This window comes from Vibrio barjaei (assembly GCF_001639065.2).
Taxonomy (GTDB): domain Bacteria; phylum Pseudomonadota; class Gammaproteobacteria; order Enterobacterales; family Vibrionaceae; genus Vibrio; species Vibrio barjaei.
In genome coordinates, this window is record NZ_LQXO02000028.1 from 79,183 (window position 1) to 100,536 (window position 21,354).

The 21,354-nt window shown below is 43.3% G+C and carries 20 protein-coding genes; 8 read left to right on the plus strand and 12 right to left on the minus strand.

From position 1 onward, the window contains the following. The gene (locus tag AWH66_RS13620) at positions 1-909 is read right to left on the minus strand and encodes a LysR family transcriptional regulator (protein ID WP_063602858.1); all 909 of its coding nucleotides are present in this window, start codon (positions 907-909) and stop codon (positions 1-3) included. Between the two features lie 77 nt (positions 910-986). On the opposite strand from AWH66_RS13620, the gene AWH66_RS13625 reads away from it, so the two are divergent. After that, on the plus strand, positions 987-1,229 hold the full coding sequence (locus AWH66_RS13625) for a DUF2798 domain-containing protein (RefSeq protein ID WP_063602859.1): 243 nt from the start codon (positions 987-989) through the stop codon (positions 1,227-1,229). Positions 1,230-1,352: 123 nt separating this feature from the next. Here AWH66_RS13625 and AWH66_RS13630 read toward each other — a convergent pair whose 3' ends face one another. From AWH66_RS13630 to AWH66_RS13645, 4 genes are all read right to left on the minus strand, one after another. Beyond that, positions 1,353-2,069, minus strand: a complete 717-nt coding sequence (locus tag AWH66_RS13630) for a YebC/PmpR family DNA-binding transcriptional regulator (protein WP_006069714.1) — start codon at positions 2,067-2,069, stop codon at positions 1,353-1,355. Between the two features lie 85 nt (positions 2,070-2,154). Next, the gene (locus AWH66_RS13635; protein WP_006069715.1) at positions 2,155-2,364 is read right to left on the minus strand and encodes a DUF3283 family protein; all 210 of its coding nucleotides are present in this window, start codon (positions 2,362-2,364) and stop codon (positions 2,155-2,157) included. Positions 2,365-2,501: 137 nt separating this feature from the next. Further along, complete coding sequence (locus tag AWH66_RS13640; protein ID WP_006069716.1) at positions 2,502-2,702, minus strand: PA3496 family putative envelope integrity protein; 201 nt, start codon at positions 2,700-2,702, stop codon at positions 2,502-2,504. Between the two features lie 492 nt (positions 2,703-3,194). Beyond that, positions 3,195-5,165: a replication initiator protein RctB domain-containing protein gene (locus AWH66_RS13645; protein ID WP_063602860.1), complete on the minus strand. Its 1,971-nt coding sequence runs from the start codon at positions 5,163-5,165 to the stop codon at positions 3,195-3,197. Positions 5,166-6,374: 1,209 nt separating this feature from the next. Here AWH66_RS13645 and AWH66_RS13650 point away from each other — a divergent pair. From AWH66_RS13650 to AWH66_RS13665, 4 genes are all read left to right on the plus strand, one after another. Beyond that, complete coding sequence (locus tag AWH66_RS13650) at positions 6,375-7,592, plus strand: AAA family ATPase (protein WP_006069718.1); 1,218 nt, start codon at positions 6,375-6,377, stop codon at positions 7,590-7,592. A 6-nt stretch (positions 7,593-7,598) separates the two neighbouring features. Next, a complete protein-coding gene (locus AWH66_RS13655) occupies positions 7,599-8,570 on the plus strand; it encodes a ParB/RepB/Spo0J family partition protein (protein ID WP_063602861.1) in 972 nt (323 codons plus the stop codon). A gap of 79 nt (positions 8,571-8,649) precedes the next feature. Next, complete coding sequence (locus AWH66_RS13660; RefSeq protein WP_167360956.1) at positions 8,650-10,686, plus strand: tRNA(Met) cytidine acetyltransferase TmcA domain-containing protein; 2,037 nt, start codon at positions 8,650-8,652, stop codon at positions 10,684-10,686. A 307-nt stretch (positions 10,687-10,993) separates the two neighbouring features. After that, on the plus strand, positions 10,994-12,667 hold the full coding sequence (locus AWH66_RS13665; RefSeq protein WP_063602863.1) for a DUF342 domain-containing protein: 1,674 nt from the start codon (positions 10,994-10,996) through the stop codon (positions 12,665-12,667). A 30-nt stretch (positions 12,668-12,697) separates the two neighbouring features. On the opposite strand, the gene soxR is transcribed toward AWH66_RS13665, so the two are convergent. Continuing rightward, entirely contained in the window at positions 12,698-13,132 is a 435-nt protein-coding gene (gene soxR / locus AWH66_RS13670; protein WP_063602864.1) for a redox-sensitive transcriptional activator SoxR, read from the minus strand. Between the two features lie 85 nt (positions 13,133-13,217). Between soxR and AWH66_RS13675 the strand changes: the two genes are divergently transcribed. Beyond that, positions 13,218-14,420 (plus strand): MFS transporter, encoded by a 1,203-nt coding sequence (locus AWH66_RS13675; RefSeq protein WP_240495621.1) that lies wholly within the window; start codon positions 13,218-13,220, stop codon positions 14,418-14,420. Here the strand turns inward: AWH66_RS13675 and AWH66_RS13680 are convergent. Beyond that, the gene (locus AWH66_RS13680; RefSeq protein ID WP_063602866.1) at positions 14,414-14,752 is read right to left on the minus strand and encodes a hypothetical protein; all 339 of its coding nucleotides are present in this window, start codon (positions 14,750-14,752) and stop codon (positions 14,414-14,416) included. The genes AWH66_RS13675 and AWH66_RS13680 overlap by 7 nt on opposite strands. A gap of 194 nt (positions 14,753-14,946) precedes the next feature. On the opposite strand from AWH66_RS13680, the gene lpdA reads away from it, so the two are divergent. Then, the gene (lpdA, locus tag AWH66_RS13685) at positions 14,947-16,356 is read left to right on the plus strand and encodes a dihydrolipoyl dehydrogenase (RefSeq protein WP_063602867.1); all 1,410 of its coding nucleotides are present in this window, start codon (positions 14,947-14,949) and stop codon (positions 16,354-16,356) included. An 84-nt stretch (positions 16,357-16,440) separates the two neighbouring features. Here lpdA and AWH66_RS13690 read toward each other — a convergent pair whose 3' ends face one another. Together AWH66_RS13690 and AWH66_RS13695 are read right to left on the minus strand one after the other, a co-directional pair. After that, positions 16,441-17,487: an alcohol dehydrogenase family protein gene (locus tag AWH66_RS13690; RefSeq protein WP_063602868.1), complete on the minus strand. Its 1,047-nt coding sequence runs from the start codon at positions 17,485-17,487 to the stop codon at positions 16,441-16,443. 15 nt (positions 17,488-17,502) lie between these two features. After that, positions 17,503-18,030, minus strand: coding sequence for a TetR/AcrR family transcriptional regulator (locus tag AWH66_RS13695; RefSeq protein WP_063602869.1), 528 nt, complete (start codon positions 18,028-18,030; stop codon positions 17,503-17,505). A gap of 204 nt (positions 18,031-18,234) precedes the next feature. On the opposite strand from AWH66_RS13695, the gene AWH66_RS13700 reads away from it, so the two are divergent. Then, positions 18,235-19,035, plus strand: coding sequence for an acyl-CoA thioesterase (locus AWH66_RS13700; protein WP_063602870.1), 801 nt, complete (start codon positions 18,235-18,237; stop codon positions 19,033-19,035). A gap of 41 nt (positions 19,036-19,076) precedes the next feature. Here AWH66_RS13700 and AWH66_RS13705 read toward each other — a convergent pair whose 3' ends face one another. The 3 genes from AWH66_RS13705 to ulaG are packed head-to-tail and all read right to left on the minus strand — an operon-like array spanning position 19,077 to position 21,248. Continuing rightward, positions 19,077-19,889 carry a Cof-type HAD-IIB family hydrolase gene (locus AWH66_RS13705; RefSeq protein ID WP_063602871.1) on the minus strand — a complete coding sequence of 271 codons (813 nt, stop codon included), beginning with the start codon at positions 19,887-19,889 and terminating at the stop codon, positions 19,077-19,079. Beyond that, positions 19,879-20,124, minus strand: a complete 246-nt coding sequence (locus AWH66_RS13710) for a hypothetical protein (protein WP_063602872.1) — start codon at positions 20,122-20,124, stop codon at positions 19,879-19,881. Before AWH66_RS13710 ends, AWH66_RS13705 begins: the two co-directional genes overlap by 11 nt. Before the next feature lie 56 nt (positions 20,125-20,180). Then, positions 20,181-21,248 carry an L-ascorbate 6-phosphate lactonase gene (gene ulaG / locus AWH66_RS13715; protein WP_006069731.1) on the minus strand — a complete coding sequence of 356 codons (1,068 nt, stop codon included), beginning with the start codon at positions 21,246-21,248 and terminating at the stop codon, positions 20,181-20,183. Between the last annotated feature and the right edge of the window lie 106 nt (positions 21,249-21,354).

Genomic DNA, 21,354 nt, shown 5'->3' on the forward strand with positions numbered 1-21,354 from the left:
TTAATTGCTGGTGGGGTTTACCGCGGCATCCATCGTATCTGCACTAGATAAAATCGCGTCTATTAGCGATTTGACGGCCTTTGGTTGGTATTTCCTATCTTTGTACACCAAAAACGCCTGTCGGTCACTACGATAGTGCTCAGGCAGCAGATGAACTAAATTTGAGTTGCCACGCACATGCCGTAAAGGTAGTGATGCAACTCCTAAGCCTCGCTCAACTGCATCGAGTAACGCTTGGATATCATTGACAACAAGCCTAGGTTTTATCGTCATGCTTTGCTCAAGAGCGTCATCACGGTAAATCGCCAGCTTCTGACTATTATCTATGGCAAGCCAATCTAGCTCTTGTAACTGCTCAATGTGCGTAATTTGGCTACGATTAGCTAAGTACTCAGCACTCGCAAAAAAGCCGTGACGTGCTGTAAACAGTGGTCGAGCAATGAGATCATCCATCTCACTGATATCAAAAGTAATCAACAACTCTCGATTGGTCTGTGGCTTTTGCTGATCATGGTTTAAAGCGAGATCGATGTGAACTTTAGTGTATTGCTTTAAATACCCTTCAACCACAGGTGCTACGAAAGAGTGATAGAAACTGTGAGGGGCGGACAAACGTACCGTACCCGCAACCTGTTCTGTTTGTTCTGTTACATTACCCAGCCCTATTTCGATCTGCTCGATACCACTGCTCAGTTGATCGAAAACGAGCTTACCAATTTCAGTCGCAGCTAATTCCCTACCCTTCTTCTCTAGCAAACGCAGTCCTAAACGCTCCTCAAGTGATGAGATACGTCTTGATACTGTCGATTGAGGCACACCCAATAGATTAGCGGTTTTTAAGACTGAGCCGTGTTCCACGACCTTACAAAACAAGTAGACGTCATCTATATACCCAAATATGGAATCCACAATTCTAAATTACCCAATATTATCTATTTATGAATAGGTTTATACTTCTTGTAACAAAAATCAACAGGAGAATAACAATGAGTAAAAAACAATTTTGGGTATCAGCCCTACTTTCATCTCTAACTATGGGAATCATGATGTCCGGCATTATCTCAGGATACAAAATGGGCTTTAGTAGCGCATGGCCACCGATATGGCTACAGAGTTTTCTTATTGCTTGGCCATGTGCACTGTTGTTAAACCTTACGGTCTTGCCTCAAGTGAGAAACTTCGCAGCTTGGGTATGCGCTCCAAGAAAGATTAAAAGCAAGGAAGCATGATCATGGCAGAGTACCTTGATCATGCTTCTGAGAGCATGATATTTAGTCGCCGTTTAGAACTGAAAAAACGGCAATAAAAAAGAGCCGACTATGTCGACTCTTTTTTTCTTCATTACGAGCGTATTATTGCTCTGCGTTATGGTAAACCTGCTGAACATCATCGCAGTCATCTAGCATGTCGAGGAATTTTTGGAATTTCTCAGCATCTTCGCCAGCAATTGCAGTATGAGTTTGCGGTACAAACGTAATTTCTTCTACATCAACCGTTAGGTCTGGGTATTCTGCATTCAATGCCGTTTTCGCTTTGAAGAACTCAGTATGTGGTGCAAATACCGTGATGACGCCATCTTCAAGCTCGATATCAGTTACATCAACATCTGCCATCATCAGAGCTTCAAGCACCGCTTCTTCGTCATCACCTTTGAACTGGAACACCGCTTGGTGATCGAACATGTGAGCCACAGTACCAGGGCTACCAATCTTTGCGCCAGTCTTAACAAAGCATTGACGAACATCTTGGAAAGTACGGTTGCCGTTATCTGTTAGACAGTCAACGATGACACTAACGCCACCAGGACCAAACCCTTCGTAACGTGCAGGCTGGTAATCTTCACCACCACCACCGCTAGCTTTGTCTAGTGCTTTATCGATAACGTGAGCAGGAACTTGATCCTTTTTAGCTTTAGCAATCAGGTGCTTAAGTGAAAGGTTCATTTCTGGATCTGCACCACCGTTCTTAGCAGCTACATAGATCTCTTTACCATACTTGGAATAAACTTTAATTTTCGCGCCCTGAGTCTTGGCCATTGAGGCCTTGCGCACTTCAAAACTTCTTCCCATCGGGATGTTCTCTCTAATTCATTTTAACGCGGAGGATTTTATCAAATCGTCGGTACAATTCAATTGTGAACGCCGTGAATGGCGCTTACATCACTCCCATCATTCTTTTGTATTTGTCGACACACTGTTCAAACCATGCTTGTTCAGCCTCATCCGCTATCTTTTCGAGTTGCTCGCGTATAGCTTCAGGCCCCGCTTTGGCTTCTTTTAATTGCCACACAACAAAGGAAGCTTGTTTATCAAGTTCAACTTTATTCTTTTCAGAGGGTGGGAGAAGCGACAAATTATGGGACATGGTATTTAGTCAGTTGATGTTGGCAAGGGAGCAGAATATACCATTGATGAAGTATTAAACTCAAATGAAAGGGTGTGATTTGGGATCGATAGAAAATACAAAGGGTGGCCTTAGCCACCCTATCTGGTTATCCAATACTAGTGAATCAAGCCTAGCTCTCTTGCTTCTTCGAGAGTTAGACCACTTTCTCTGATTTCCCTCAACGCTTCAATGCGACGTCTAGCTTCTGCGGATTTTCCTTGTTTCGCAGGACGTATGTTTTCTTGGACTTCCTCAGAGTGATCCCACTTACTTGTCATGGATGTCATTTCGTCATGGTCGATTGAATTAATGGACATTGTTACCTCCTGATGAACCATGTCTGAACACCTAATCTGTAGCAAACGACAATTTTGTTGTTAAGAAAAACTGAGTCAGAATGTGATAGGGGCAATAGTTCTAAACAGAAGTTTTAGAAAGCGGTTTTTAAACTTTGAAATCCATCAGCTGTGGGATTACATTTAGGAGATTCCACCTCAGAAAATCAACTTGATCGAGATCTCCTTTTTCTCCTCTAAACCCGCACCAGATATTAGCTTCATCTCACCCAGAAATGGGGTAATAGTCGAATTTCAGACAAAAAAAAGCGAGTCCAAATTGAACTCGCAAAAATATATCAGAATGAATGTAACAATATGAGCCAATCTACTTATTTCATTAGAAAGGACAAAAGGTTGTCTATTCGGAATAAATATTAGCCAACCACGCTTGTTACTTTGTCAGCTTATTGTCAGCGTTATGTGTTATTCCTAACAAGTTAGTTCTATGTGTAACAAGGGGTTAAATTAGCGCTAAATAGCGACCTCATCTAGCACTCGAAATACCGTTTCATCGATATGCCCTTCGTGCACTTGTTTGCATACTTTTTTACGAACAGCCAACGCTGAGATCAATCGTTCAATCGACAAGTGCTTGTTTTCTTGTCGAGAGTTATATAACTCCACAACTCGACTTAACACTTCATACGGAATGACCTGGTCATCAACACGCAACCAATCCAGCTTCTCCATAAGCTCTGAGCACTCTTGTTTGATTGAGGCGACCGAATGCCCTGTCATGGCTGATAATGCCGTTACACTGCGTTCTAGAGCTTCTAATGAAGTATATTTAGACAGGATGATGGTAATTTCATCCGCATTGATTTCAACTAAGTGTTTTCTCTGTTTCACTCTACGCCCCAAGTTTCCTCTTGGAGACGGTGCTTTGCGCTGAATTGGCTCGAACTCACCGTCAATGATTGTCGACAGCTCATCAAGTTGCTTACGCGTCACTAACTCATTGCGCAATGGGTTAGGTAAGGTTGGCGCCATGTTCCGCTTTCCTGCATTCGTGGTTCTTGCTCTTGAGTAACGCAACACTTCTTCCACATCACAACGAATATCAACCTGATAATCTGGTAGCTTTGCATCAGGATCCATGCATTTTAGCGTCAGATGATAGCCCCATAAGTTGACATCAAATTGATCATTGCTTGTAGATCCTTCTGCTAGTTTCTTAAGCTCACGAAGAAGATCCATTGAGAAGCGTCGCCATTCTATGTTACGAGCAAGCTTTTGATTTAGCTCGGAAAGAAGGAGAGTATCGGTATGACGTCGTGCCATACGACTTCTGAAATAAGAGTACAACTGAAATACCAAGGTGTGCTGTTTTAGAATTTCAGGTGGAAACAAGAAGAAATAGTCTCGCGTCAATAACTCTTCGTAGAATGACGGTTCCCAAACCAAGATATACAAATTAGGTTTGATCTTGATCTCACCATCAGCGCCTTCGCGCGGTGCCTCTTCCGATGCGGTGATCGTTCTTGCAATAAACCTAAAACGATCACTCTTGAATCCTTCAGGCATATTTTCGCTGAGCCAACGACCTGTAAGTTCGTGCAATTGGAAATCGGTAAATTCAATTCGATCAATACTGTCACGAATGGAATCACGTGCAGGGCCACTGTCTTTTTTACCACGAAGAGAAAGGATATCCGTGATATACAAAGGAGTCTTGTTAGGCACATGCTTAGCATCAAGATGATACTCTTCGTGGTGATGATCATGGTATTGCACCGTTAACGTAAACAGTGCGAATAACGTCATGAGATCATCAACAGTCATGATATTCTTCGATGATCGAGTTTCAATCACCGCTTTGGTACCTGAGATAGATACCATGGACTTCTGATAGCTCTTGCGTGTACGAGGCGGAGCGAGTGCTTGGTCGATAATGCCAGCCCAGTTTGTTGGAGATACCACAAACTGATCTGCTTCATCGCGCATAGCTGGTGGCGTATAAAGTCCATGTTCATTCAACAAGCGTTTATTCACTTGCGTTTGAGCCAATGCTTTTGATTTTTTTTGCTTTTCGGATTGCTTAACCGATTCGGTTACAAGGCTTGTTGCGCCCAAAACGGAGACCAATTGATTAGGGTTAATAAACCGATGAAGCATTGTCTTGCCGGCGAGGCCTTCCTCAAACTTAACACCATGTTGGCTGAACAAACCAATATTTACAGCTGCCCTTAAACGCTGCTGAATAGCAGCACGAGTTAGTTTACCGTCAGTGGCGTCGATTAATTCAGTCGTTGACACGTAGCCGTCTTTAGAACTGAATCCGCGTAAAGAGATAAGATTCAGTAATTCCAAAATGCTCTTGGTTACGCCTTTGAAGTGCTGATACTGCTCAATCCAATCGACAGACGTTTCTGTCACTTCAAAAAGATGTCCGCCTTTGTGATCTCGTGGAGATCGGATCAATAATTTTTCATCGTTGTTCATGATTGGATCTATATCACACTATCCGTAAATTCGATATTGTTCCATAGAATAAAGAATAATACCGAATAAATAAAGATCTATTTTATTGCTCTTAATAAACTGATCTTTACTGATAATACTGATCTAATATGATTAAGTGATCTTATGATCTGGCGTTTTTATTCATCTTAACCATATGTTTTTAAAGATAAATGTTTAATGGGCGTTCGGACGCATGATCATAGTAATTACGAAACGATGATCATTGTTTTTCGAATGCATGATCATGAAACGCTGGATGCATGATCATAGTTTGCCCGAAAATATGATCATTGTACTTTCGGATAGATGATCATGAGGTCATCACAACTTATCCACAGAAAAAGTAGAAAAGCTGTGAATAGCTTAATGTAAATATCATTAAAATCATAAATTTAGCTTGAAAGCATGATCAAGGTGGAAAAATTATCCGTCGTTTTAGGCAATTGATGAAGGTCGTTGTTTAAATGTTAACCGATTTAAAAAAAGTTATACGAACAGACGCTTTTTCATCGGCAATGGCTTTAACCCTTATATATTGGGAAGCATGATCAAGTAAGTTCATTGAATGTGTTATTGCATTTTGAATTCTGTCGTTAACCAGTGAATCTTGCCACTATCCCTTATTCTATCGGGCATAAGCCGTAATTTTGTCGGAAGTTTACATGCTTCCGCAGTGATGAAGTACTTGATCATTCTTCCAAGATAAATGATCGACGTAACAGAGCAATTATTCAAGGTCCGTATCTAAAACTTCCCTTGATCATGCTTCTATATTCTCGGAACTATGATCAAGAGTTTTGTCTTTTGGTGCTCTAACATTTCTCCACTGACCAATGAACATTTATGTTTGTGCCTAAAAAAACGCTTAATTTGAAATGGCTGAGATAGAAACAACAAGGTCCGTAAGTTATCCCATATTTATAATCGTTCCGAGATGTTTCCTATTTACATTGTAAATAAGTTACGTGGTAACACTTAAAATCTGATGAGGTTTCTGTGCCTTTCACTTCATTATAACTTGGATTGTTTGATGTATTTTTCATCAGCTTTGTAGACAAAATCACGATTTGGCTTTTATGTGGTCAATTTATTGTAAAAAACAACACTAAGTGAGTGGACAGCTTTTTGATGTGAATGTACGATATAGCTGTACATTAATTCATTAGGTTACTTGGTTGGAACTTAGGTATGAAAAGAGAACAAACAATAGATAATCTCTACCAACTTGCAGAACAAACTCAGCAAGTACAAGCAGATCGCATCGAAATTGTATTAGAAGAACGAAGCGATGATCACTTTCCTGCTATGTCAAAAGCAATGATGGAAACTCGTTCCGGACTGACTCGCCGTAAACTCGATGATGCCATCAGTAAGATGGAGGCAAATGGTCATCAATTTACTAAGAATAATGCCAATCATTATTCTATTTCGTTGCAAGAAGCACACATGTTGATGGATGCGGCTGCCGTACCTAAATTTCACGAACGTAAACAAAGTGCCAATAATAAACCTTGGATTATTAACGTTCAAAACCAAAAGGGCGGTACTGGTAAGTCTATGAGTGCTGTTCATCTAGCTGCCTGCCTAGCGCTAAACTTGGACAAACGCTACCGTATTTGTCTAATTGACTTAGACCCTCAAGGCTCACTTCGTTTGTTCTTGAATCCACAAATCAGTATTTCCGAACATGAAAACATCTATTCTGCGGTAGATGTAATGCTAGAAAATGTACCGGAAGGGACTGATATTGATATTGATTTTTTACGCCGTAACGTTTTGCTACCGACTCAGTATCCCAACCTAAAAACGATTTCAGCCTTCCCTGAAGATGCGATGTTTAACGCGGAAGCATGGCAAAACCTTTCTCAAAACCAATCGCTCGATATTGTTAAACTACTAAAAGAGAAGTTGATTGACAAAATCGCGGATGATTTCGACGTCATCATGATTGATACTGGTCCTCACGTTGATCCATTAGTTTGGAACGCTATGTATGCATCTAATGCGCTGCTTATTCCATGTGCAGCTAAACGTTTAGATTGGGCTTCAACAGTCAATTTCTTCCAGCACCTTCCGACTGTTTATGAGATGTTCCCAGAAGATTGGAAAGGATTAGAATTCGTTCGTTTGATGCCGACCATGTTTGAAGATGATAATAAAAAGCAAGTGTCTGTGTTAACAGAGATGAATTACCTACTTGGTGACCAAGTTATGATGGCGACAATTCCTCGTAGTAGGGCATTTGAAACTTGTGCAGATACCTACAGCACTGTATTTGATTTAACGGCTTCTGACTTTGAAGGTGGTAAAAAAACGCTGGCGACAGCACAAGACGCAGTACACAAAAGTGCACTAGAGTTAGAAAGAGTGCTTCACAGCAACTGGTCATCATTGAATCAAGGGTAACGTTATATGGCTATTAAAACTTCTGAACTTAACGCTAAGCTTTTCGGAAAAGCGAATAAGAGACGTGCAACTACCCCTCAGGAAGCGCAAACCGCAGCCAAGGAACAAGCCCAATACATTGAGTTATCAGTTGCAGGGGAGGAGCTGGTTTCATTTGAACTTGTACGTATTCCTGCAAATGAAGTGGAATCGAAGACGTTCGTATTTGAAGAAAATGCACGTGAGCAATCATTCTTAAACGAGCACGCACTCTCTGATGTACTGGCAACTTTGCGAGACAAAGGGCAACAGTATCCAGCAGTTGGCCGCCGCCAAAAAGACGGAACCATTGAAGTTCTTGATGGTAGTCGTCGTCGTATGTCATGTATTCTTGCTCATAAAGAATTCTTGATTTACGTTGCTGAAAATATCAATGGCGACCACGCCAAATTCTTGTCTGATGTTGCGAACGCTCATAAGCCGTTGTCTCTATATGAAAAAGGTAAAGAGATGTTAGCTAAGCTTGAAAGCGGTGAAGCTGAAGACCAAAAAGCGCTAGCGAAAATGTTTCAGTGTAGCGAAGCGCTGGTAAGCGGAGCCTTGAAAGCCGCAGACTTACCACTGGAACTTCTTCAAGCATACCCTAACGTGAGTGATTTAGGGCGTCCAACGATTGTGCGTCTACATAAACAATTTAGCGAACTCGATGGTGACAAACAAAACCAATTAATTTCGCGTTGTCACCAGAATGAAGGTTACGTGTGGCAGAAGAGTCGTGCTCAAGGTGTTGCGCGCATTACCAAAGATGTGTCTGAAACCCTGGAAAATTGGATGCACGAACTTGCGCCACCTAAGCGAGCGAAAGTTGCAAAAATCGATCTCGTCAAGGGACGTGCTAGTTACACTCGTAAAGGTCCCAACTTAGCGCTCAACCTCAAAAAAGTCGATGACCAAACAATGGATGAAATCCTAGAGTTCATAAAAACTAAGATGAACTAAGTAACTTTAAAAATACCTCGCAATAGCGAGGTATTTTTTTGTGTTAATATTGTGGTAAGTCCCCACAGCAATGATACTCATGACGGCTTTATTTTCCTCACAGCTTCATCTTCTTGAGCAACAACGTGTAATAGCGGATGAACGCTTTCAACGAAGTGCACTCATTTTAGAAGGCTCACTGGCATGGCAGCATGAATTGATTGAGCAATTCTCGATGCGCTTTCCTAAAGACTCTAAGTTTCAGCTAGGGGGAGAATCTATCTGTTCTCTAGACACTATTCCGGCTAAGCAAGGAAAACGCTTACTAGGAAGGGAAGTTAAGCTGCTTGCCGTGACGCTTAGTAATGATTTTGATGCTAATAGTTTTAATGCCGCACTTGGTGCGCTCGCAGGAGGTGGTGTACTCATTTTATTAAGGAATGAAAGTGATGTGCATCCTTGGTTAGAGCGACACCTAGCTTTGCTACCTCGACTTAAACAATCAAGCTGCAACCTAATTAATGATTTGGCTTATTGGCAAAATCAATTCCAGCCTTGTGAGAGTCGCGATATTTATACAGAACAGAACGAAGCCATAGCGGCCATTGAGCGAGTCCTTACAGGACATAGAAAACGTCCTTTGGTTATTACTGCTGATCGGGGACGTGGCAAAAGCAGTGCCCTTGGACTAGCGGCGGCAAGAATAGCTGCTTCACGCCCGTGTCGAATCCTGGTCACTGCGCCAAGCAAAGCTGCTGTTCAGCCTGTATTTGATTTCAGTCAGATTGAACAAAGCGCTTCGTCATCTATTGAGTTTGTTTCGCCAGATGAGCTGATAAAGTCAATGCCTGTCTGCGATTTATTGTTTGTCGACGAAGCCGCTGCGATTCCTGTTCCTCTCTTGAAAACCATTGTTGCCCATTACCATCGTCTAGTTATCAGTTCGACTGTTCACGGTTATGAAGGATGTGGAAGAGGGTTTAGTCTTAAGTTCCTTCCTTGGGTTCAGAAGGAACGTAAAGGAACCAAACTGCATCATATGCAGCAGCCGATTCGATGGGCCCAAAACGATGCTTTAGAGAAGTGGTGCGCCGGTGCGTTTCTATTACAAGCTGAGCTAACACCGTTGGCAAGTGACGCTAAGTTTGATTCGTTTGACTCAAAGCGTTGGTCTTTTTCTTCAGTGACGACAGATGATTGGAGCAATAACGAGTCGAGATTATCTGAAGCCTTTGCTTTACTCGTTAATGCGCACTACCAGACTTCTCCTAACGATCTGATGTTATTGCTGTCGTCAAAAACAATGACGCTTTATACCATGAGTTACGATGGTCAGATTATCGGCGCTGTTCTCTTAAATAGGGAAGGGGATTTGTCTCTTGATATCGTAGAGAGAGTCCAATTAGGGCAGTCTCGTCCGCCGGGTAACTTGGCACCGGTTGAGCTAGCCAATCACCTTGCTCTATCAGAGCCAGCAACGCAACGTTGTGGCAGAGTGATGCGAATAGCGGTTCATCCTCTAGTACAATCCTCTGGTGTCGGTTCTGAGATGCTGCGTCATTTGAAACTACAAATAGGTGATCAGGTAGATTACCTTGCCACCAGCTTTGGAGTGACGACAGAGCTGTTTAGATTCTGGCAAAGCAACCAATTCGTTCCGCTTAAACTGGGTAGTGCTAAGGATAAAGCCAGTGGTACCTATAGCCTTACTTTGGTATTGCCAACATCTAAATATAGCGAAGATTGGCTTTCTCTAGCTAAACAACAGTTCAGCCGAAATCTGGTTTATCAATTGAGAACGGTCAATCGGGATATTCATCCATCGCTTGCATGGTCGTTATTTTCGAGTTCAATGATAGAGAGAAGCGCAGCGTTGCCATCCAAGCTCGCCATTTTGTACTCAAGAGGTGGCAACTCATTGGTTTCCAGTCGTAGCGATTTGTTCGAGTTCATGGTGTCTTTAGCAAATGCTTCAGTAGATGTTGATAGTCAGATTGTGACGGCCGTTGTGTTGCAAGAATGGTCTTGGGAATACGTAGTTCATCAATTAAGCCTAGCTGGACGTAAACAAGCAGAAGCTCAATTCAGGCTGGAACTCTGTTCACTCATGGAACGTTTACAGTGTAAATTGTCTTAAACTACTCTCTCTTTTTGATTTACACTGTAAACAAATCTATCGACGTTTACAGTGTAAATTACCGGAATCCTGCTTTTACACTGTAAATCCTCATCAAACTCAAAATCAATTCACCCTCATCTAACACATATTCATAGTTGAATCAGAGTCAAAGAACCAACCGAATTACCGTGACGCCAACCGGAGTTTTCGATATTGAACATAGTCTCACTACTGAGACTACATTAAGATAATTATAATTGTTGAAGCATGATCACATTGTTCAGTTTGAGCTTGTGTAGTGAGCATAAGGAAGTGTCTAGCCATCATGTGGAAAAGTGTTCTCAAAATATCGTCAAATGGTAATGAAGTTATTGCCCAATTACCGAGTGAGTATGATCAGGGTCTGGCATTAGAAGCTTCTCTGTTAAACAACATGTTGGGTGAACTTAATGCCCAGCATTTCTTTCTTGACGAATCTGCTGTCGCTCAATTCATAAAGTGTGCTGCAAGTGCAAAAGGTGAAGCCTTTTCTGGCATCACTATTGCCCAAATTAAAGATGCTAGCGCTGAAGTGATACTAACCGAGCAAGATATGATTGCTAGTATTAAAGTCACTGGAGCATACGGCGGCAATCCACTTCAGCCTAATGACATCATTAAATTACTCACAGAATCCAGAGTAGTGAAAGGGCTTAACAAAAAAGCGTTAAAGAAAGTACTGTTACTCAGTCGTCAGCTTAAAGCAGGTGAGAGCTATACCCAACCTGTGGCGATAGGAAAAAGGCCAAAAGAAGGTAAAGATGCGCAGTTTATTCCGCTAGTAGCTGACCCTAAAAAGCGTGTACTCAAACCACAAGCTACCGGCGATGGCGACAAAGTGGATATGCGCGATTTAGGAGCCATTGTTACGGTAGGTGAAAATGAGCAAGTGATGAAGCGAATACCGGCCATTAAAGGTGAGAATGGATTCACGGTCACTGGAGCCATCATCCCTCCTAAAGCAGTCAAAGACAATCCACTTAAACCGGGAGCAGGGACCAAGTTCTCGGCTGATAACCCGAATACATTGTTGTCTACGATGTCAGGAATGCCGGTAATTAAATCATCGGGTGTCGAGATTGATGAAGCCCTTTGCTTAAGTAAAGTTGATATATCTACGGGCCATATCAAATTTAAAGGCAGTGTGGTGATTTCTGGAAATATTGAACCCAATATGGAAGTGACAGCGACAGGGACTATTACAGTTGGGGGATTTGTTGAGTCGGCAATTTTGAAGTCGAAAGGGGATATCATCGTCAGTAAAGGTATCATCGGACATAATGTTGATGATGGCGAACCCAAATCTTGTCTCATTGAGTCTGGCGGTGATGTTGTCGCTAACTACGCTCAGTTTGCCAATATCAGCTCACAAGGAGATATTCACTTTACGGTGCATAGTCTAAACAACGACATCGTGTGTGGCGGCGATTTATTAGTGACTGGCGCTGGGAAGAAACAAGGGATTTTAAGTGGTGGAGAAGCGATAGTCGGTGGCAAAGTGGTTTGTAATCAACTCGGTGTGGAAGGTGATACTGCCACCTACATAAAAGCTTTTGCGCAGTTCCAAAACTATCAAGATGGACTAGAACAACTACAACTGCGTTATACCGAGCTTCAAGAAAGTAAAATGAAAGCAATCCGCCGCGAAATAGAGCTTAAGAAGGTTCCTAAGTCAGCGAGAACGGAAGAACAGAATAAAGAGCTTGAAGCATTGAATAGCTCAAACACCGAAGCGTTAGATGAACTCAATGTTGAAAAAGAGAGATTGGAGCTGGAGCTGTTTGCCAAGTTAGAACTCAATACGGTAGAGTCTTTGGTTCAAACTCACACACGTGTAACGGTCGCTTTTGACGAAGAGAAGGTAACGACAAAAAATACGCACGGCCCTGCATCATTCAGTTTTAACAAGCATATTATCCACTTTGCTCCAAAGCTAAAAGAAGAAGACCTTGCAGTATAGAACCAAGTTTTTGTTAGCTTAGACTATGAGTTAGGTGCTTTGCTTCCACAGCAAAGCGCCATTTCCTTGCTGAGCCAATATATCGTCAGGATTTCTTAGCCGACAGCGACTTAGCGAGAGGCAACCACAACCAATGCACTCCCCAAGCTCGTCTCTAAGTTTGGTCATTAGCCAAATTTTCTCATCTAATATGCGCTTCCAGTTTTTGCCCATAGATTCCCACTCTTCTTGAGAGGGGGCTCTATGAATAGGGAGCACCAACAATGCCTCTTTAATCTCTTCCAGACTTAGCCCGAGTTGCTGTCCTGTTTTAATAACCGCTATACGTCTCAAGACTGAGCTGTCATAGCGACGTTGATTCCCTTGATTACGCCAACTAGAAATCATCCCTTTCTGTTCGTAAAAATGCAGTGCTGATACAGCAACTTCCGCACGCTTTGCTACCTGACCGACTGATAATTCCATTTCATTCTCCTTTTGCACTCAAGTATAGCTTGACCTCAAGTAATGTTGAGGTTTTAGCATTGAAGCAACTCACAAAGATAAAGGAATGATGATGAAAAGGACTTCGCTGCAACATCTCTCTGCACTGCTGTTTGACGGTATCGCTTCAGGGATGATGTTAATGGCGCTCCCATGGAGCATCTTGACGCAAGGAAACAACAGTACATTCTTGGCTATACTCACGCTATGTTGCACTGCGTTATCGTTCTTTGCGACCCCATTCTTTGCTACGGCTATTGACCGCTTTTCGCGAAAGCATATCTTAGCACTGGTCCAACTATTACAGGCACTAGCTGCATTACTCGTTGTTTTTACTTGGTATATTGAACCGAATGCACTTTGGCCCCTCGCTGTTGCTCAACTGGTTTTTTGGTTAACTAACGATCTTGCATGGGGAACAAACGGTGCATTTACCCAAGAACTCTATAAAAAATCAGATTATGCAAAAATCTCAGGGCAACAAGAGATCGTCCTACAGATGACCACCCTGACTGCAGGCGGCTTAGGCGTGTTGTTATTGGAACTGTGGTCAATCGAGTACTTTGCCTTGCTGGCCATGTTACTTTCTGTCAGCGCTATAATTTGCTATGCCAGCATCCATTACAAACCAAAGCAACGCGAGACCAGGCATATGTCTTTTATGACGCAGCTGAGCGAATCTAAAGCCATATTTTCACGCTCACCGATGTTTTTCTTGTTTGTTGCTCTGTCCTGTCTGAGTTACCCAATGATGACTTACTTGTCTAAGTTGGTACCTATCTATTTTTCCGAGCAAAACATTGAAGGTCATTGGTTTGCTTGGTGGCAAATAAATTATGGTTTAGGCGCGATGTTATGCGGAGTTATCATTACGCAGCTACTGACTCGTTTTCGACAAGAACAGCTAATGATTGTCAGTGTTGTCGGGTTAGCGGTGCTCTTGAGTGTACTGGCTAGCTCGATGTCAGCACTTAGTCTCGTTATTTTTGCGTTATTTATTGGCTTATTCAATGCGACCAATCGAATCGCTAGAGTGAATAAGCTACATGAAACGATTGATAATAGAGTTCGAGGCAGAGTAGATGGTGGAATGAAGTTATTCTCTACTTTTGTTCAAAGTATGAGTTATGTTCTTATCGCCTATTTGACTCACTACGATCTTACGGTGCTTGGGTTTGCGGTGGCCGCCGTTGTGATGATGCTAGCTGCTCTGGGTATGTTGTTATTGCATAAAGATAAAAGCAATACTCATACGTTACAAAGCTATTGAGATTTTGCCGGCAATGGTGTTGGGACAGGCTGCGTTGCTTCTTCGGGTTTGGATATGGTAATACTACGGATGAATCGACTGAAGTAGAGTTCTTTTACCAGCTCGTCGCAGCGTTCAGTTGTGAGATTGCGTTTCCACTGCTCGCTGCTCACGGAGATGCGAGTTTGATTGGTTGCTCGATAGCCGTTGGCAACTTCGCATAGCTCTATTGTGTCCATGTAATTAGGGTAGGTATTAACTGATGAGGAGCGAAGGCCAAGCTGATTCATTTGATATGACGAACAGCCCGTCATGATGAGCAAGGTGAAAGATAACAGTGCTTTTATTCTCATAGCAGTTAGTGGTTTGTCCTAGGTTTGTGCACGAGCGCTCATACTAAACACTATTTGTGACAGATAAAGAGAAGTTTTAAACACAGGTCACCTAACAGCAAAAATTAACACTGCTCAGACATTTAGACGATCTATACTGGACGGAATTTATCGTGTTGCGGTAGTGACGTTTCTGAAAAATGAGGAGAATAGGGATGGTGGATTCTATCAACGTAGATGTAGTTGTACTCGGTGGTGGACCTGGAGGTTATACCGCAGCTTTTCGCGCGGCTGATCTTGGACTGTCTGTATGTCTTGTTGAGAAGCAAGATACGCTGGGCGGTGTATGTGTAAACGTAGGATGCATACCATCCAAAACCTTATTGCATGCAGCTGCGTTAATTGAACATGCCCAGCATGGAAAGCAAATGGGGATCGCATTTGGTACTCCAAGCATAGACATTGACGGTTTACGATCTCACAAAGAAAACACGATATCAGAGCTGACGAAAGGAATTGCTAACCTAGCAAAAGCTCGCAAGATAACGCGTATTCAAGGTGTTGGTCAGTTTACCTCACACAATGCACTGTCAGTGGTTGGTGAATCAGAAACGCAAATCTTGTTTAAGCATGCCATCATCGCAACTGGTTCACATTCAGTGTCACTTCCTATCGCGCCTAATGATCCGAGGATTTGGGATTCTACCGACGCACTAGCGCTGACGACGATTCCTAACAAACTACTGATCATTGGCGGCGGGATTATTGGTCTAGAAATGGCACAAGTGTATTCAGCACTGGGATCGCAGATAACTATTGTCGAGGCACAGGAGCAAGTGATTCCTGCAGCAGATAAAGACATTGTTCAACCTTTAGTTAAGTCGGTTAAGAAGCGCTATCAAATGCTGACCAAGACGTTGGTGACTGGCATTGAAGTTGGTACTGATGCTATCACGGTATCTTTTGACGGTAAGAAAGCACCAGAAAGCGAGTGTTTTGATGCTGTATTAGTGGCTGTTGGGCGCAGGCCAAACACGTCCAATTTAGGGTTGGGTTTGCTAGGTATTGAGGTTGATAAACAGGGGCTTATTCCTGTGAATGAAAAGATGCAAACCAGCGTCCCTAATATTTTTGCTATTGGTGACATCGTCAAAGGACCGATGTTGGCTCACAAGGCGACACACGAGGGCAAGGTGGCCTCAGAGGTTATCGCTGGTATGGATTCAACTTTTCATCCTGTAGCCATTCCATCGGTGGCATACACCAGTCCGGAGATTGCTTGGGTCGGCGTTACAGAGAAGGAAGCTAAGCAGCAAGGTATAGAATTCCAAACAGGCAAAGTGCCTTGGTTGGTCAGTGGTCGAGCTCAGAGTGTTGGGGCGACGAATGGTGTCACCAAAGCGCTTTTCTGTGCCGAAACAGGTACGCTTTTAGGTGCTGGGATTTGTGGAGAAAATGCTGGGGAACTCATTCACGAAGCAGCTGCGATGTTAGAGCTAGGGGGGCGTGCTAAAGATATCGCTCACACTGTTCATGCTCATCCTACACTAGCAGAAACCTTTGCCTTTGCTGCGGAATTGGTGGAAGGCTCTATGACCGATATGTTGCCTCCCCGCAAGAAATAACCAATATCGAACGTCTTGTTACCAAGAGATGATGCCCACTTGTTAAAGCAAGGGGCATCATTGGAGAGTTGGTTGTTTTTAGTATTATCCTTGTGTCACTTGCAATACAATTTTTCCGATATGGCTTTTCTCTACAAATTCCCGTTGTGCCTGTTTGATATCTGACAATGCAAACACTTTCCCCACCAGTGGTTTTATTTGTGAGTGCTCGATTCGGCTGATTAGGTTAGGAAATACCTCATCTTCGAGCCCAGTACAGCCGAAAAAAGATAGATCTTTTAGATACAGTGTTCGAACGTCGAGTTCTACCATCGCGCCACCAATAGCACCAGAGACGGCATAGCGGCCTTTGGGTTGCATCACTTCAAGTAACTCTGGCCATTGAGGACCTGCAACGAGATCAACGACAACACTAACGCTGTTTCTACCTAATGCATCCACCAAGCTTTCACCACGTGATACCGTTTTATCGGCACCGATATCAAGTAAGGCTGATGCCTTCGATTCACTGGTTACTGCAATCACCTTTGCACCACGTGCTTTCGCCAACTGCACTGCAGCAGAACCCACACCGCCCGATGCGCCAGTGACTAAAACTGTATCATTAGCCGTGACTGCTGCTCTGGTGAGCATGTTTTCTGCGGTTGAGTAAGAACACGGGAAAGAGGCGAGCTCAATGTCGCTGTAGCTTGAATTTACACTGTAAGCCTGGCGAGAATCCACCACGGTATATTCTGCAAAACCACCGTCACACTCAGAGCCAAAGTACCAGAAATGATCAAGGCGTTCTCCATCGGCGTACCGAAGACAAGGATCAATGAGCACGCGTTCGCCAATTCGAGCATCGTCAATATGTTCTCCTACAGCGATAATATGACCACAAACGTCCGCACCTTGAATTCTTGGTAGAGAAAGAGCATTGCCAGACCAGCCTGCGTCGTCACTATCGTTATCGCCCTTGGAGTACCAGCCAATACGAGTGTTGATATCGGTGTTGTTTACGCCTGCGGCGCTGACTTTAATGAGAACTTCATTAGCGGCTGGTTTAGGAACCGCGATGTCTGATTTAACGACAAGTTGTTCTAAGTCACCGTGCCCAATGAGCTGAACGCCAGTCATAATTGAACTCATGTGTGGTTTCCTTATTTAGTTGTTTGATGTTGTCGCTGTGAATAGAGCGCTGACTGCCGTTTTAGCGGCACTCACGGCAGCTTCTCCCAGGATAGGGTAAGCGGCCGTGATACCTTCATGAAGTACATATAACGCCTGACTTAGGTCTTCACGACCACTTATCTGTGCCAATTGTTGAATTACCGCATGCTTATAGGTTTCAACAGTGGAGTGGATTTCTGCATTGTCAGGAAACGCCGCTAGAGCATTTGCAGAGAGACATCCTTTTGGTGCGTTCTGCCTCATCCAGTGACTAAGCGTATCAAACGCCGATAAGGTGGCAGCCAAGCCAGGGGCACTGTGGCAGCTTTCTAGTAACGATAGGTAACGTTGATGACGATAATCCAGCGCGCCCACGACCATACTTTCTTTAGAAGGAAAATATTTATAAAGCGTTCGCATACTGACACCAGAAAGTGCTTTTAGCTCAGCAACACTCGGTTCAGCAAACCCTTTCTGCGCAAAAGCACGTTCCAGGTTCTCGGCTATTTGTTGTTGGGACATCATAAAACCTATGGGTAGAATGTTTGTACTACCTATAGGGTGGAATAATTGTTCTACACCTGTCAACAATTACCGAAGTTAACAAATAATGCTTATTTTTATAACAAACATGACCTTGGTTATAGAAAAATAAGGCTCGTGTTGATTTATCTTATCCGACCAGTTATCGTTTAACTAACAAGCTGTTAACATGAGGTGGTCGGCATGCATTTCGATGAATTATTAGAAAAAGCTAAGCAATGTGCTCAAACTGGAGAGCATATGGCCATTCCATCTTCGTGGGGGCAAGGCAGAACGGTGTTTGGTGGTTTATCTGCATCTCTGTTGTATACCGTTATGCAAGCCAAAGTTAATGGTGAGCGTGTATTACGCTCATTGAACACCAACTTTGTTGGTCCCTTACTTGTAGATGTGCCTTTCACATTTGAAGTTGAAGTGTTGCGTGAAGGGAAAAGCGTGTCTCAGATGAGCGCTCGATTGATTCAAAATGGTCAGGTTGCTGTATTTCAGCAAGGATGTTTTGGGGCAGATCGCGACTCGAATATTAGTGTTAACAACAACGATAATCACATCATGCCCCTGCCAGATGAGCTACCTAGATTTCCAGATGTGGCTCAAGGTGCCCCCAATTATACTTCGCACATCGACCTAGCTTTAGCTAGAGGTCATCTGCCATTTACTGCAAGTAAAGACTCACATACTTGGGGGTGGATGCGATTCAAGCAAGCTCCAAAACTGATTACAGATGCACATCTTATTTGTTTGGTCGACGCATGGCCGCCAGGAGTACTGCAAATGATGTCAACGCCAGCGCCTGCGAGCAGCATGATGTGGAACTTGGAATTTATCCATCCTCACCAACCTGTTGAACCAGAAGATTGGTTTGCTTACCAATCCCATACTCGTCAGGCGGCTCAAGGGTACGCGCATGCTCAGGCCAATATATGGAACAATAGAGGTCAGTTGGTGGCAGTCAGTCGTCAGAGCATCGCAATCTTCGATTGATAACAAGAAGACATAACTAGGAGAGACAGGCTCTCCTAGTGCTAAGAAATTATCTTCATGGCTTCAACGATAGCGTTTTGGTCATTTGAGGCTTTCGTTACCACATCCGCACAGTTTTTTAGTTTCTCGGTCGCATTATTTACCGCAATGCCAAGTCCTGCACACTGCAACATGGACACATCGTTGTCGTTATCGCCGATCGCCACAACATCCTTAAGATCAATACCTAAAGAAGTAGCTAAACGTGAAAGCATCACGCCTTTACTATTGCCCTTTTTGTTAAAGCCAATGCGGTTGAACCAGGATTGTTCGTAGCTAAAATAGTTATAAATCGAAGGGTTAGAGATAAAGGCATCAATGTCATTTGGACTACCTTCTGTTACGAACGTCCAGACATGCTTGCAATCGCTCAGGGCGTTCGCGAAATCAGCAACACGCTCTATTTTGGGCCGGATGTTTGCCTCGAGCGTGGCGCCCCATGACTCCAATTTTGAGATGTAATTAGCGGGATGTTGCTGGCAAAGCAGGATTTTGTCGTCAGCATAAGCAATCAGATCGAGAGACTCAGACTTAGAAACAAAATGCGCCACTCGCTGTTTGTCTATAGGCTCAGCAAAACTGATCTGTTGGTTTTCGAACTGGTAGACATAAGAGCCATTGCAACAGATGGCCGGAGTGTTCAGTTGCAGCAGCTGGTGATAATAGGCGACAGTGGTGTGGTGACGGCCTGTCGTTAAGATGATATTGGTCGTAGTCGAGATGGAGCGAATCATTTTCTGGGTTTGAGCATCGATTTCCCCTTGTGAATTGAGTAGCGTTCCATCTAGATCAATGGCGATTAGCTTATACTTCATGTTGTACCTCAACTTGATGAGGTTGCAAACCAATCGCTGTTGCGGCATTGATTAGCGCGCTCATTGTCATGAACATGCGAGGGGTGAGGTCACGGCCTGTTTCTAAGAAACTGTTGACTCCCCATTTTGAGCTCATAATCAGCAGATAGTAGCCCTTTGCCGTGCGAGGTTTAAGGGCTATTGCCCCTTCAATATCACCTCTTGCAAAGTGATGTTTGAATTCCTTTAGCAGCATTCAGATGTTCCTTTCTTCAGATAAAAAAAGGGGGCGAATATCGCCCCCGGTTCGCTTTATAGGAATGCTTTATATGGCAGCTCCGGCTCATTTTTGAAGATGTCTTTGAAGCCGCGGAAGTGCTGATAGTGCATGCGACCTTTATCTGTTGGGTAGGTGTATTTACCACCGACTTGCCAGAAGAAAGGTGCGAAGCTGTACTGAAGACGGTCTTTCTTCATATTCCAAAGTACTTCGATTTCTTTAGGATCGTTTTGGAAGTTAGCCCAAATGTCGTGGTGGAATGGCATGACTACTTCACAATCTAAAGATTCAGCAGCACGCAGGATGTCAGATGACGTCATTTTATCGGTGACACCGCGAGGGTTTTCACCATAAGACAATAGTGCTACGTCAATTTGGTACTCGTTACCGTGTGCAGCGTAGTAGTTTGAATAGTGTGAATCACCTGAGTGGTAAACGCTACCGCCTGTGGTCTCAATTAAGTAGTTTACAGCGCGTTTATCCATACCATCTAGGATCTCTTTATCATACGAAGAAGTACCTTCTGGCAGAGTTACTAGAGCAGTTCGGTCAAATGAGTCTAAAACGCGAATCTTCATATCGCCCACTTCAAGAACGTCACCTACTTTTGCCACGATACAACGATCTTCTGGAACGCCCCAGCCCATCCATAGGTCAACACACGCTTGTGGACCTATGAATTTTACATGATCGCCACAGTTCTGTAGTACCGCCGCGGCCACGTTAACATCGATATGATCGGCGTGATCGTGAGAGGCCATAACTGCGTCGATGTCTTTGATCGCAAAGGGATCAAGTGGGAAAATTGCTGTACGTAAGTTTGGTTGAAGTGCTTCAACACCACCCATACGCATCATTTGGTGCTGGTTTTTCATGAACTGGTTCTTTTGTGTTTTTTTACCAGTACCACACCAGAAATCGATAGTAACGTTAGTATTGCCTTCACTCTTAAGCCAAATACCCGTACAGCCTAACCACCACATTGAAAATGTGTTTGGCTCTACGACAGTATTTTCAATCTCTTCATTTAGCCAAGTACCCCACTCAGGGAAAGTGCTTAAAATCCATGATTCACGAGTAATTTCATTTACGTTGCTCATAACAATACCTTTTATTTCAATAAATTGGTCAAATTTTGGATGTAGGGTGCCTAGCACCTCTTTTTGCAAAGAGGTACTTGGGTATTTTTTCTGGACTTGGTTAGTT